The following is a 12,287-nucleotide window of genomic DNA, read 5'->3' on the forward strand; positions in this document are numbered from 1 at the left end:
CCGCGCCTTATTTTTATGGGAAAATAATAAGAATATGAATTCGTTATATTAGAATAATAAGAGGAATACTATAAGTTATATCAGTATAATTTCGTTGGCGTGACTGAAATATGGTAGAATAATAGCAGGGATTCCGACCAGAGATCAACGGTCGGAAACATGAAATCAGAGGTGCAAATGAGAGATGGTCAAACTAATTTCTTGGAATGTTAACGGAATCAGGGCCTGTGTCAAAAAGGGCTTTCTTGATTTCTTCAAACATAGTGATGCGGATATCTTCTGCATTCAGGAATCAAAGCTCCAGGCGGGTCAAATCGAGTTGGATCTGCCGGGTTATCATCAGTATTGGAACTACGCTCAAAGAAAAGGATACTCTGGGACAGCCGTCTTCACAAAAACGGAACCACTCCATGTGAGTTACGGATTTGCCAAAGGAGAGGTTGAAGAAGAAGGACGATTGATTACATGTGAATTCGAATCCTTCTATCTTGTGACCATGTACACCCCGAATTCAAAGCGGGATTTATCCCGCATAGTCGACCGCCTTCGTTGGGAAGATAAGGTAAGGGGATATATAAAGAAGCTGGACGAGCATAAACCTGTCGTCCTATGTGGGGATTTGAATGTCGCCCATCAACCCATCGATTTGAAGAATGACCGTTCAAACCGTGGGAATTCAGGGTTTACGGATGAGGAAAGGGAGAAGATGACGCAGCTCTTGGATGCCGGGTTCATCGACACGTTCAGATATCTTCATCCGGATCGTGATGATGCGTACACCTGGTGGTCTTACATGAACAAGGTGAGGGAGCGGAATATCGGATGGCGCATCGACTATGTCATTGCTTCGCGTTCCCTGGCGCCTTCACTTGCTTCAGCCGGGATGGAACCAGCGGTGCTCGGCAGCGATCATTGTCCCGTATACGCTGAATTCAAAGAACTATCCGAATAAGGGAGGAACTACATATGAAAAAGAAAATGACTGAGTGGGCAGACAGAGTTGAGGGTACCATTGAAGCCCTGCCTGAAGAAATGGAGTATCTCCTTCAAAATGACTTGAAGTCCCCGGAAGGACTCACCATCATCGATTTTAAGACCGCTCTTTCCCAAGCAGTGGTGGAGCGATGCGATAAGGAAACGGAAGAATTGATTGCTGACGGTCATGCGGTACTGGACGAACCTGTCCGGTACCTGAAGGAAAACCCGGAACACTTCGTCTATCTGGAAGCGGAGTGCTTTGACCGTGTGGGAGTTGACGGAGTCTCCCTTGAGATGAATGACGTCTTCCAAACCTACGGCGCTCTCCTTGGACTGAAGCTCCAAAAGAAATTTGGTCCGGAAATCAAGCAGATCCTGGCTGAGACCCTGACGAATGGAGAGGACTCCTACGAACTTTTATTCAACGGGGAGGATGGTCTGTGGGATCTTAATCTGACATTGAATGATATGAGGGGGTTCAGTGAAGAAGCTACCCTCCTGGAAGCGTATGAGATGGTCTATCAATTTATTTTCTTCCTTCGCTTTACAATCGAATAATAACCAAAAGGAACCTCCCGGATTTTTTCATTCCGGGAGGTTCCTTTGCTTTTTGACGGGTTCATAATCTGACAATGTCCCTTCGTAAATCAGCTCAAACGATGGGGATCTCCTGAAATCCTCGGGGGTAACCAGGGCGGGTAGCTTATCCCAGAGCTTGACACCCGACCGGCTCAATACTTCCGCGACGAATTGGGAGCAAAAGTAGGAGTTGCTGAATTCAACCGGCTCATTCATGGTCACGCCGACGATCCCGAATAGATTATAGAGATACTTATTGCTGCTGCGTTTGAATACATTCAGAATCCGGAGCATTTTTTGCGTATCCCTCTGCGACACCTTCAGCCTGTATATCACACAGGTCGTCTTCGGATATTTGCTGTATGTACCACTGCGGACATCTTCTTTCACAAATCCACCCGACAGTGGATTGGATGGATGCTTCCTCCCGAAGCTGTACATGTCGGTGAGTTCCCGATCAAATGAAATGGACGCGTGATTGTAGGGGGCTTTCGTATAGCTCTTGATCGATTTAGTGAACAGGGTGCCCGTATCCGTCAATAAAATATAAATAAAGTGGTCTTCCATCCGCGCACCTCCTAAAAAAATGTAGATGTTCCACCTTCTTCATTATACAATAACCTGAGGGGTTAATATGACCAATGACCCATCCTTTTAAAGGATTTCAACAATAGGGGGGACATTTTTGACCACAAGCGCTTATTGGACGTTATTCATCATTTTCCTGACGCTTTCAGCCGGTCATCTGGCATTCATTTTAGTGAGGAAGTTCCAGGGGGACAAGGATTTTTCCCGTGTTTCCCTGCGGATTAAAACATGGTGGGGGATGTTTATCGTTTTTACGGTTGCAACCCTTTTCAACCCTCTTGTATCCATGCTCTCATTAATGATCCTTTGCTTCTTCTCTCTTAAAGAGTATTTTTCCATGATGAAGACACGGAAGGCCGACCGGCGTATTTTCCTGTGGGCATACATATCGATACCTCTCCAATTTTATTGGATCTACCTTGGGTGGTATGGAATGTTCATCGTCTTTATCCCTGTGTACGTTTTTTTACTTCTGCCGCTACCGAGGATCCTGGGGAAGGGGACCGTAGGGTTCTTAAGGTCGGTCAGCTCTACTCAATGGGGCCTGATGCTTATGGTGTTCGGTCTTAGCCATCTGGCCTATTTCCAAGTTGCGAGTCCCGAATATGGAGCCAATCTTGTCCTTTACCTTGTCATCCTTACGCAGGTGAGTGACATCGTTCAACATCTGGTTTCCATCTATGCCGGCCGCCTAAAGGTGGTTCCTACAGCGAATCCTGCCATCACATGGGAAGGATATATGGTGGCTTTACTGGTTACAACGGGCTTATCCTTTAGCCTCTATCCATATCTGACGCCACTGAATGAAACATTCGGTCTCTTGTCAGGCGTAATCATTGCGACAGGTGCCTTTATCGGCAGTCTTACGGTATCGGTATTGAAACGCGATCTTCTCATCGGGGACCGGCCGAAGTTCACTTCCTTGCAGGAAAGTTACTTGAACCGGGTGGACAGTCTGGCTTATACAGCACCGATTTTCTTTCACATCATCCGCTATTATTTTGATTTTATGTAAAAAAGAAGCTTGGAAGAGAATCCAGGCTTCTAGATTATGATTGTTAAAGATGGGTGTATATAACGGATTAAGTACACAAGGGTTTTTCCTTCAGCGCTTTTGCATTTCCTGAATGGCGATGGCCAAATCTTCGTTGCCGAATAACTGGAGGACGCCCAGAAGGGTACTGTAAGGAATATCTGAGGATTCTTCCTTCGGGACCGTCAGCTCCATCATTTGTTTCAGGACAGGATTATCTCTCTGCTCCGGGTAGGCTTTGAGGTAAACGGCAACTGGATCAAGATCCTGATTCACACACCACTGGGCAAAAACCATCATCATCATATTTTCATCTTTTTGATAGTTTTCGATGATTTTCTTTTCCATTTCATTTCGTTCCATGAGATCACTCCTTAAAGCACCATTATAACCGAGAAAACATGGGGATGAGAAGAGAATGGTGTGAAGGAACGGGATTACGTGTATAATGGGTGTTTAGGAAAAGGTATGAAAGGAAGTTTTATATGGAAATCATTCAAATGAACGCAGAAGAATTGAAAGACCCGACCGGGATCCTTCCGGGACAGCGATATGAAGTGATGATTGAAATCGAGGTTCCGGAAGATGATGAATTGTATACACCATCCGGAATGTATATAAAAGGCATTTATGTCCGGGAAGAAGCGTCTTCCAAACTCGCTCAGTACGCTATCATCGAACGGGGATCCGAAACCTATTTGGATTTTGCCCTTGAGGAAGAAGAAGAGCAGGCATTGGTTGCTTATTGCGACGAAAATATCTGATGTGAAAACACCCTTTACGGCACTGGCTGCGGTGAAAGGGTGTTCTTTTTTTTGTGATAAGACCGGAGTAAAGGTGGGAAGAATTTTCTCATCGAATTTCTTTGAAATGTTGTCCTTTTTGGTCGATTTTTCCTGATATCATGTGATATGATTAAGTTATCGAAATGCTAGCAGTTGCTATACTTTTGATAGAAGGTGGAGATAAATGTTGTCAAATCAAGGAAAGATGCAGCTTAATGTAAGGATTGATCCCGAAACGTCGGAGAAGTTGGATGAGATTGTCGAATACTATCAGGAGAACACCAAGATCGGACGTGTGTATAAGGGTGACGTGTTAACCGATATCATACATAAATCGTATGAGGTCATGCAAAAACAAAAAGCCATTCAAAAAAGGAAATATTAAGGGCTGTATGCCTTGAGGGAAAGAGGGATCATTATGAACGTTTCCACAGGGAAGCTTAAAGGTTCAGGCACGTCGCCGTATGTATGGGCCATTGCGTCGATCTTGCCTTTTTACTTCATTTTTCAATCGTCTTCCACCATGGAGATCGTTACCGGGATCATCATGACGATCCTGTTTTTCCTAGCGTTGCGCTTTGCCTTCCTGTCGAGCAGGTGGCCCGTGTATCTATGGACAGGGATCCTGATCGCCATTTCCATCATCATGACCGTGCAGTTCAATTTTATCTATTTTGCCTTTTATATCGCCTACTATAATGGGAACATACGGAACCGGGCGGCGTTCCTGACACTGTATGTGGTGCATTTGGTCCTTACGACGGCATCGATCAATTATAAATTCGTCCTCCAGCATGAGGTCTTCCTCTCTCAGATTCCTTTCATCCTGATCATTTGGATCAGTGTGATCCTGCTTCCTTTCAATATTTTCAATCGCAACAAACAAGGGCAGTTGGAAGAGCAGCTCGAAGATGCCAATAAACGGATCTCAGAATTGGTGAAGCAGGAAGAGCGGCAGAGGATTGCAAGGGATCTCCACGACACCCTTGGTCAGAAACTATCACTGATCGGATTGAAAAGCGATCTGGCCAGAAAACTGGTCGAGAAAAATCCGGAACAGGCGAAGAACGAACTCATGGATGTCCAGCAGACGGCAAGGACGGCGCTGAGTGAAGTCCGGACCCTCGTATCACAGATGAGAGGCATCAGGCTCGAGGATGAGTTCATCCGGATCCGTCAGCTCCTGTCAGCAGCCGACATCCGGTTCATCCCTGAATACGAGGAACCGCTCCCCAATATCTCGCTGTTCCTTGAGAATATCCTCAGTATGTGCCTGAAGGAAGCCGTTACCAATATCGTAAAGCATAGCGGCGCCACAGAGTGTACACTCAGGGTGGTGGAAAGCCATGATAGCCTTAGATTCGTTCTTTCTGATAACGGTAAAGGCATCCCTAAGGATTACCGCAAATCAAAAGGGAGCGGATTGATCGGGATCCGTGAGCGGCTCGACTTCGTGAACGGAGAGCTTGGAATCGACGGAGAAGATGGCACCACTCTGACAATGATCGTGCCTAAAGTGATAAAAGATACAAACAGGGAGGGTTACAATTGATTTCAATCGTGATTGCAGAAGATCAGAGGATGATGCTGGGGGCCCTTGGTTCCCTCTTGAACCTCGAAGATGATATGGAAGTCGTAGGGATGGCAGGAGACGGGGAAGAAGCGCTCTCGCTCGTTCGGGAGCTACGTCCCGATATATGCATGATGGATATCGAAATGCCCAAGATGACTGGGCTGGAAGCAGCAGAAAGACTGAAGGACACTGACTGCAGGGTCATCATCTTGACCACCTTTGCACGGTCAGGCTATTTTCAACGCGCCCTGAAGGCAGGGGTGAAGGGATACCTTCTGAAAGACAGCCCCAGTGAAGAGCTTGCTCAATCCATACGACTCGTCATGGATGGGAAGCGGATGTTTGCACCCGAACTCATGGATGATGTATATGGTGAAGAAAATCCCCTGACGGATCGTGAGAAAGAAGTGCTGTGGCTCGTCGCCGACGGGAAAAACACGCAGGAAATCGCCGATGAACTCAGCCTGAAGGCAGGAACCGTCCGTAATTATATTTCAACCATCCTTGAAAAACTCGGTGTGAAAAACAGGATCGAGGCCATTACCCAATCGAAGGAGAAAGGCTGGTTCAAGTGAGTTGTTTCTTTGCACTTAATGAAAATGATGATCCAACACCTGCCCCCCCTTCACCATGGGGAGAACCGAAGGAACGGGTAGACAACTTCACCGGTTGACAGCAATGATAAAAAATGAAACGTATATATAAAGTCCTTTTCCTCATTCTACGGTAACTTCCAGTATTCACTACAGAGTGCTCGAAGCGGAGGCCAACCGACTCCAACGTTACAAGCGGACAGGGCGAGTCCCCGCAAGAATCAGGAGGCTCACCGCAGGCCCAATGGAAAGCGACTGGCCGCAGTGAAGAAGCACGCACTCCTACTTACCGTCTATCCAGACAATATCAACCGTTAGATACGGCACAGGTACCATGATATATAAAGTCTATGAGAATATAAGGTTGGAAACTTCTCTCACGCCATTAGTTTTATTAACATGTCCTACTATTCACTACAGAGTGCTCGAAGCGGAGACCAACCGACTCCAACGGGAAAAGCGGGCAGGGTGAGACCCCGCAAGAATGAGGAGGCTCACCGCACGCCCCGTGGAAAGCGGTTGGCCGCAGCGAAGAGCACGGACTCCTACTTATCACATGCCAATTCAAAAAATAATAGAACTTATATAACGCCTCACCTTTGTACGATTCCATAGGATAAAAGCAGTTTCTTCCTTGGATGGACTTGACAATCCATCTCTTCATGTTACGATAGCATCGAACTCAACTTACATATGACGATCCACTAGGGGGGCCCTTAATAGCGGCTGAGATTGAAGTGAAACTTCAAGACCCTTTGAACCTGATCTGGTTGATACCAGCGGAGGGAAGTGGCGTTTTGAGGATATCTCTATCCGTTTCGGATTCTCAAAAAGCCATTTTCCACCAACTCTGTGGAAAATGGCTTTTTTTCGTTTCAGTGGATCGTCAAAAGGAGGAAAGAGGAATGAAGTTTTCAGAAGAATTACGGCTGGCTGCAGACGATTGCTGGGAGGCGAGTTTTCAACATCCTTTCGTAAAAGGAATCGGTGATGGTTCCTTGCCGCTTGAGAATTTCAAATTTTATGTTTTGCAAGATTCCTATTATCTGACCCATTTTTCAAAAATGCAGGCTTTGGGGGCTTCAAAAGCAGGGGATCTTCAAACATCCGCCCGATTGGCTGCCCATGCACAGGCAACGTTCGAAGCAGAGCTTTCTCTCCATGAAGGGTTTTCTGACAAACTCGGAATCACAGAAGAAGAGAAGGAGCAGTTCGTTCCGTCCCCGACGGCGTATGCCTATGCTTCTCATATGTACCGATCTGCTCAGGTCGGTGATCTGGCTGATATCCTTGCTGCCCTGCTGCCCTGTTACTGGCTGTACTATGAGGTGGGGGAGAAATTGAAAGGAAGCACGCCGGAAGAACCCATTTATCAGGAGTGGATCGCCACCTACGGAGGGGAATGGTTCAGGGAGCTGGTTGAGGAACAGATCCAAAGGCTCGATGAACTGGCAGAGCTCGCAAGTGGTACTCAACGCGCCCGCATGAAAGAACTGTTCCTGGTGAGCAGCATTTATGAACTCCAGTTCTGGGAAATGGCCTTCACCCTTGAACGGTGGCCCTTCCAAGAATTACTGGCCACCACCCGAACCGGGGCCGGTGCATAATGGCAGTGTCCCAACCGGAGTTTCACATCATCACGTCGGGAAAGCAGTCTCCACGAGAAGTGGTCCAAATCTGCTCGCTTGTGCATCACCTGGTGGATGCCATTCACCTGAGGGAAAACAATTGGTCGTCGCGCTGTCTATACGACACCATTCTCGCGCTTCTCTCATCCGGTGTTCCTGCAGAGAAGCTGGTTGTCAATGATCGCGTCGACATAGCCTTGTTGACGGGTGTAGAACGGGTTCAGCTCGGATCCCGGAGCGTCACCCCCTCCGAAATCAAAAGGATGTTCCCGACGATCAAAATTGGAATATCCGTGCATAGTCCCGCGGAAGCAGATGCGGCAGGAAAAACAGGAGCCGACTCCATTCTCCTAGGGAACATATATCATACGGGCTCCAAACCAGGAAAGACCGGTATCGGAGTGGGTGCAATCAGCAAAGTAAAAGATGAATTTCCCGTAGTTGGAATAGGCGGGATCACGCCGGACAACTCTGCTGAAGTAATCCGTGCAGGGGCAGCAGGCATCGCCGTGTTGTCTGGTGTGTTCCTCAGCACGGATCCGCGGGGGGCGGCCGAGGATTATCGAGCATCTTTAAAGGGAGGTGGAGCACGATGAAGCGCATCATCATTGTCGGTGGAGGTGTGATTGGTCTATCCATCGCCTTCGAGCTTATGAAAAAGGGGTGCAACGTCACCCTTTTGGAAAAAGGGAAGCTTGCGGGCAAAGCCTCAGGTGCAGCAGCTGGAATGTTGGGGGTCCATACTGAAACCAGGGGAAACCCCTCCATGACCTCCCTTGCCAAAGAAAGCAGGGATCTCTTCCCGGCCCTAGCCGAACAGCTCCTGAACTGTTCAGGAATCGATATCGGTTTGAGACAAAACGGAATGATCATGCCTGCTATGACAGGCAGGGAGCAACACCTCCTTCAAGAGGAAGCGAACAGTCCACAGGGGATGAAGGAGGAATTGCGGTGGCTGGAGGAAAGGGAGTTAAGGAAAATGGAGCCTTCCTTATCCCGCTCATTCATTGGCGGTCTTTATATACCTCGGGACGGCAATCTTCTTGCACCTCGACTGTCAGAAGCGCTGGCTATTTCGGCAGCAACTATGGGGGCGGTACTCCATGAAGGCACCGAGGTCAACACACTCATCATGAAAGGGCGTTCAGTCATTGGTGTCAACACCACGCGGGGACCCCTTTATGGTGATGAGGTGGTGGTAGCAGGTGGCGCCTGGAGTCAGCATATCCTGCGACGGGTAGGAATTAAACTGGACGCTGCGCCGGTAAAAGGGGAATGCATTTCTGTGACCCCTAAGGAGGGATTCCTGAATCGAACGATTGTATCAGATGACGTGTATTTGGTCCCGAAAGCAGATGGCACATTGACGATCGGTGCCACGGAACAAGTAGGATCGTTCAGTGAAGATGTAGCTGCTGAGAGCGTCTCACGTTTACTTGCCAAGGCGTGCACCATTGCACCGGGCATTGCCGCTGCCGCATGGGGGAAAGCATGGGCAGGCACGAGGCCGAAAACATCCTCACGGCTCCCATTCATGGGAAGGGTTCCGGATGTGGAGGGACTGTCATTGGCGACAGGTCACTACCGGAATGGGATTCTTCTGGCTCCGATTACTGGAGTGCTGATGGCAGATCTACTGAGTGATAAGGACTGCGAAAGGAGATTGGGTTATGAATATACACGTCAATGGGATAGAAACCGAGGTTCCACCACAAGTGAAGTCAGTAGATGACCTCCTTATCCACCTTAAGACTGGTGAGCGGATGCTGATCGTGGAGTGGAACAAACAGATACTGAAGAAAGCTGAGCATAGGGATATCAAATTGAATGCTGGCGATCGGGTAGAGATCGTCCATTTCGTAGGAGGCGGTTGACATGTTGAAGATAGGGACGTATGAATTTGAATCAAGATTGCTTCTCGGTACGGGGAAGTATCCGGATCAGGAGATCCAGCGAAAGGCTGTGAAAGCGTCAGGTGCGGAAATCCTCACCTTTTCGGTCCGTCGCATGAACGTATTTGATTCCCCTGGGGAAAATGTCCTGGAGGAATTAGATCTCGGGAGCTTCACTTTACTGCCCAATACGGCCGGAGCGAAAGATGCCGCGGAAGCCGTCCGCCATGCACAGCTTGCAAAGGCATCAGGTTTATGTGACATGGTCAAAGTGGAAGTGATCGGATGTGAAAAGACCCTGCTACCGGATCCAGTGGAAACCTTGAAAGCTTCTGAAGAACTGCTGAGTCAAGGGTTTACCGTCCTCTCCTATACATCGGATGACGTCGTCCTTGCCAAAAGACTCGAGGAACTTGGCGTTCATGCCATCATGCCGGGTGCTTCACCGATCGGATCGGGTCAGGGAATCATCAATCCCCTGAACCTTTCCTTTATCATCGAACAGGCTCGTGTACCCGTCATTGTCGATGCCGGAATCGGTTCGCCGGCAGATGCAGCCAAGGCGATGGAGCTTGGCGCCGACGCCGTTTTGCTGAATACGGCCGTTGCTCAAGCAGGTGACCCTGTGAAGATGGCAGAGGCGATGAAGCTTGCGGTATTGTCCGGACGACTGGGATGTGAAGCGGGGCGTATCCCGGAAAAGACCTATGCATCAGCAAGCAGCCCATTGGAGGGACTGATGCAGTGAAAAGCGAAAGGTACTCCAGACAGATTTTATTTGCTCCCATTGGAGTAAGGGGGCAGGCAGTCCTGGGGGAGAAGCGCGTCATCATCATCGGTGCCGGTGCACTGGGATCTTCTGTTGCCGACATGTTGGCAAGGTCGGGGGTGGGGAAGCTCACCATCATCGACCGTGATTATGTGGAATGGAGCAATCTGCAGCGGCAGCAGCTGTATACGGAGCACGATGCAGAGAGCTCACTTCCAAAGGCGGCAGCCGCCGAACGACGGTTGAAAAGAGTGAATTCACAGGTGGAAATTGACGGAAGGGTGGGAGAAGTCACCCCCGGCATGCTTTCCTCAATGGAAGCGGATCTTTTGATCGATGCGACCGATAACTTCCATGTGAGACTCATGGTGAATGATCATGCGCGGATGAGGTCGATTCCCTGGATCTTCGGTGCCTGCCTTGGTTCCTATGGAATCACCCATACCTTCCTCCCTGGCGAAGGACCCTGTCTTCGCTGTCTTCAGGACGTACTGCCGGTGAACGGGGATTCGTGTGAATCGCAGGGGATCATCTCTCCTGCCGTCACGATGGTGACCTCTTATCAGACCGCAGAAGCGTTGAAGATCCTCACTGGCGCAAAAGGCGCTCTGAGAAAGACGCTCTTATCCTTTGATCTGTGGGAAAACAGCCGTAGTGAGGTCACCATCGAAAGCTTGCGGAAAATGGATTGCCCGACATGCGGATCGAATCCGACCTTTCCGGCTTTGAAAGGAACATCGGGAGTGAAGGCAAGCGTCCTTTGTGGGAGGGATGCCGTCCACATCAGGCCTTCAAGCCCCCTCAGTCTTCACCTCGAATCGTTTACTAAAAGGATGAAGGAGGGGCAGATCCTCAGTGCTAACCGATTCCTTGTGAATGTGAACATCGAAGGGCACCGGATGGTCGTTTTTTCAGATGGACGTGCCTTGATCCATGGGACATCCGACATTCCTGAAGCGAAGGCCCTTTACCGTAAATACATCGATGAACAGGAGTGTGTGCAAGATGAAAAAAGTATTGACCATTGCCGGATCAGATAGTGGTGGCGGTGCAGGGATCCAAGCGGATATTAAGACGTTCCAGGAACTCGGGGTGTTCGGGATGAGTGCCATCACTGCAGTGACGGCACAAAACACATTGGGCGTCCACGGGATTCATCCCGTCCCGCCATCTTTTGTGGAAGAACAAATGGATGCCATCGCAACGGATTTGAGTCCTGACGCAGTGAAGACCGGTATGCTGGTGGACAGAGAAATGATTTCCATTGTCGCTGCATCCATTGAGCAGCGTGGATGGAGGCGCGTGGTGGTCGATCCGGTCATGGTGGCAAAGGGCGGGGCTTCCCTGCTTCATGAAGGGGCCGTCGATGCGCTGATCCATAAATTGATCCCCTTGTCTTATGTAATCACCCCCAATCTCCCTGAAGCAGAAAAAATGACAGGAATCAAGATCCATTCAATGGAAGATCAGAAGAAAGCGGCCAAAATCATCCACACCATGGGGGCGGATAACATCATCATTAAAGGAGGGCATCTTCAGGATTCGGCTTCGGATCTTGTGACCGATCTTTTGTATGATGGAGAGCATTTTCACACGTTCACTTCCAGGCGCTTCCATACACGACATACCCATGGTACAGGCTGTACGTACTCAGCAGCGATCACGGCTCAAATTGCCAAGGGTCACACTGTCCATGAGGCAGTATCGCTTGCAAAGACGTTCATTTCTTCTGCCATTGAACATACCCTTGAACTTGGGGAGGGGCATGGTCCGACCAATCATCAAGCTTTCCGGGAGTTTTCAAAACAGCTGAAATGATACGATTATAGAATTCTGAAACGGGATTTTTGGGTCAGTTAAAGTGGCTTG

General features: G+C 48.8%; 16 protein-coding genes and 1 riboswitch. Of the genes, 14 read left to right on the forward strand and 2 right to left on the reverse strand.

The annotated features are described in order from the left end of the window. The first annotated feature begins 184 nt into the window (after positions 1–184). On the forward strand, positions 185–952 hold the full coding sequence (locus ACNA6I_RS05135) for an exodeoxyribonuclease III (protein WP_048012824.1): 768 nt from the start codon (positions 185–187) through the stop codon (positions 950–952). A gap of 14 nt (positions 953–966) precedes the next feature. Next, positions 967–1,536, forward strand: coding sequence for a hypothetical protein (locus tag ACNA6I_RS05140; protein ID WP_048003734.1), 570 nt, complete (start codon positions 967–969; stop codon positions 1,534–1,536). Positions 1,537–1,563: 27 nt separating this feature from the next. On the opposite strand, the gene ACNA6I_RS05145 is transcribed toward ACNA6I_RS05140, so the two are convergent. Beyond that, entirely contained in the window at positions 1,564–2,124 is a 561-nt protein-coding gene (locus ACNA6I_RS05145) for a hypothetical protein (protein ID WP_048003733.1), read from the reverse strand. A gap of 118 nt (positions 2,125–2,242) precedes the next feature. Between ACNA6I_RS05145 and ACNA6I_RS05150 the strand changes: the two genes are divergently transcribed. Further along, positions 2,243–3,160, forward strand: a complete 918-nt coding sequence (locus ACNA6I_RS05150) for a phosphatidate cytidylyltransferase (protein WP_048003732.1) — start codon at positions 2,243–2,245, stop codon at positions 3,158–3,160. 90 nt (positions 3,161–3,250) lie between these two features. Here the strand turns inward: ACNA6I_RS05150 and ACNA6I_RS05155 are convergent, their stop codons facing one another. After that, positions 3,251–3,541, reverse strand: coding sequence for a hypothetical protein (locus tag ACNA6I_RS05155; RefSeq protein ID WP_048003731.1), 291 nt, complete (start codon positions 3,539–3,541; stop codon positions 3,251–3,253). 122 nt (positions 3,542–3,663) lie between these two features. Here ACNA6I_RS05155 and ACNA6I_RS05160 point away from each other — a divergent pair, with 122 nt between their 5' ends. The 11 genes from ACNA6I_RS05160 (at position 3,664) to thiD (ending at position 12,236) form a co-directional block, all read left to right on the forward strand. After that, on the forward strand, positions 3,664–3,942 hold the full coding sequence (locus ACNA6I_RS05160) for a DUF6509 family protein (RefSeq protein WP_048003730.1): 279 nt from the start codon (positions 3,664–3,666) through the stop codon (positions 3,940–3,942). Between the two features lie 205 nt (positions 3,943–4,147). Beyond that, positions 4,148–4,348, forward strand: coding sequence for a hypothetical protein (locus tag ACNA6I_RS05165; RefSeq protein ID WP_370296006.1), 201 nt, complete (start codon positions 4,148–4,150; stop codon positions 4,346–4,348). A 33-nt stretch (positions 4,349–4,381) separates the two neighbouring features. After that, a complete protein-coding gene (locus ACNA6I_RS05170) occupies positions 4,382–5,515 on the forward strand; it encodes a sensor histidine kinase (RefSeq protein WP_048012823.1) in 1,134 nt (377 codons plus the stop codon). Then, positions 5,512–6,111, forward strand: a complete 600-nt coding sequence (locus ACNA6I_RS05175) for a response regulator transcription factor (protein WP_048003728.1) — start codon at positions 5,512–5,514, stop codon at positions 6,109–6,111. The genes ACNA6I_RS05170 and ACNA6I_RS05175 overlap by 4 nt, the downstream gene beginning before the upstream one ends. A gap of 714 nt (positions 6,112–6,825) precedes the next feature. Next, a riboswitch (TPP riboswitch) is annotated at positions 6,826–6,934 on the forward strand. A gap of 100 nt (positions 6,935–7,034) precedes the next feature. Beyond that, entirely contained in the window at positions 7,035–7,736 is a 702-nt protein-coding gene (gene tenA, locus ACNA6I_RS05180; protein ID WP_159129722.1) for a thiaminase II, read from the forward strand. After that, on the forward strand, positions 7,736–8,353 hold the full coding sequence (locus ACNA6I_RS05185; RefSeq protein ID WP_048003727.1) for a thiamine phosphate synthase: 618 nt from the start codon (positions 7,736–7,738) through the stop codon (positions 8,351–8,353). Before tenA ends, ACNA6I_RS05185 begins: the two co-directional genes overlap by 1 nt. Further along, entirely contained in the window at positions 8,350–9,489 is a 1,140-nt protein-coding gene (gene thiO / locus ACNA6I_RS05190; protein ID WP_063191572.1) for a glycine oxidase ThiO, read from the forward strand. Before ACNA6I_RS05185 ends, thiO begins: the two co-directional genes overlap by 4 nt. Then, positions 9,473–9,631, forward strand: a complete 159-nt coding sequence (gene thiS, locus ACNA6I_RS05195; RefSeq protein ID WP_231579037.1) for a sulfur carrier protein ThiS — start codon at positions 9,473–9,475, stop codon at positions 9,629–9,631. The genes thiO and thiS overlap by 17 nt, the downstream gene beginning before the upstream one ends. 1 nt (position 9,632) lies before the next feature. Beyond that, the gene (locus ACNA6I_RS05200) at positions 9,633–10,397 is read left to right on the forward strand and encodes a thiazole synthase (protein WP_416313017.1); all 765 of its coding nucleotides are present in this window, start codon (positions 9,633–9,635) and stop codon (positions 10,395–10,397) included. Next, positions 10,394–11,458 (forward strand): ThiF family adenylyltransferase, encoded by a 1,065-nt coding sequence (locus ACNA6I_RS05205; protein WP_048003723.1) that lies wholly within the window; start codon positions 10,394–10,396, stop codon positions 11,456–11,458. Before ACNA6I_RS05200 ends, ACNA6I_RS05205 begins: the two co-directional genes overlap by 4 nt. Continuing rightward, entirely contained in the window at positions 11,424–12,236 is an 813-nt protein-coding gene (gene thiD / locus ACNA6I_RS05210) for a bifunctional hydroxymethylpyrimidine kinase/phosphomethylpyrimidine kinase (RefSeq protein WP_416313018.1), read from the forward strand. Before ACNA6I_RS05205 ends, thiD begins: the two co-directional genes overlap by 35 nt. Positions 12,237–12,287 lie beyond the last annotated feature (51 nt).

Source organism: Rossellomorea sp. FS2 (genome assembly GCF_047915635.1).
Lineage (GTDB): Bacteria > Bacillota > Bacilli > Bacillales > Bacillaceae_B > Rossellomorea > Rossellomorea marisflavi_A.

Excerpts from the sequence above, each read along its gene's own strand:
- ACNA6I_RS05135 (WP_048012824.1), top strand. The coding sequence starts at position 185 with ATGGTCAAACTAATTTCTTGGAATGTTAACGGAATCAGGGCCTGTGTC.
- ACNA6I_RS05140 (WP_048003734.1), top strand. The coding sequence starts at position 967 with ATGAAAAAGAAAATGACTGAGTGGGCAGACAGAGTTGAGGGTACCATT.
- ACNA6I_RS05145 (WP_048003733.1), bottom strand. The coding sequence starts at position 2,124 with ATGGAAGACCACTTTATTTATATTTTATTGACGGATACGGGCACCCTG.
- ACNA6I_RS05155 (WP_048003731.1), bottom strand. The coding sequence starts at position 3,541 with ATGGAACGAAATGAAATGGAAAAGAAAATCATCGAAAACTATCAAAAA.
- ACNA6I_RS05160 (WP_048003730.1), top strand. The coding sequence starts at position 3,664 with ATGGAAATCATTCAAATGAACGCAGAAGAATTGAAAGACCCGACCGGG.
- ACNA6I_RS05165 (WP_370296006.1), top strand. The coding sequence starts at position 4,148 with ATGTTGTCAAATCAAGGAAAGATGCAGCTTAATGTAAGGATTGATCCC.
- ACNA6I_RS05170 (WP_048012823.1), top strand. The coding sequence starts at position 4,382 with ATGAACGTTTCCACAGGGAAGCTTAAAGGTTCAGGCACGTCGCCGTAT.
- tenA (WP_159129722.1), top strand. The coding sequence starts at position 7,035 with ATGAAGTTTTCAGAAGAATTACGGCTGGCTGCAGACGATTGCTGGGAG.
- ACNA6I_RS05185 (WP_048003727.1), top strand. The coding sequence starts at position 7,736 with ATGGCAGTGTCCCAACCGGAGTTTCACATCATCACGTCGGGAAAGCAG.
- thiO (WP_063191572.1), top strand. The coding sequence starts at position 8,350 with ATGAAGCGCATCATCATTGTCGGTGGAGGTGTGATTGGTCTATCCATC.
- ACNA6I_RS05200 (WP_416313017.1), top strand. The coding sequence starts at position 9,633 with ATGTTGAAGATAGGGACGTATGAATTTGAATCAAGATTGCTTCTCGGT.
- thiD (WP_416313018.1), top strand. The coding sequence starts at position 11,424 with ATGAAAAAAGTATTGACCATTGCCGGATCAGATAGTGGTGGCGGTGCA.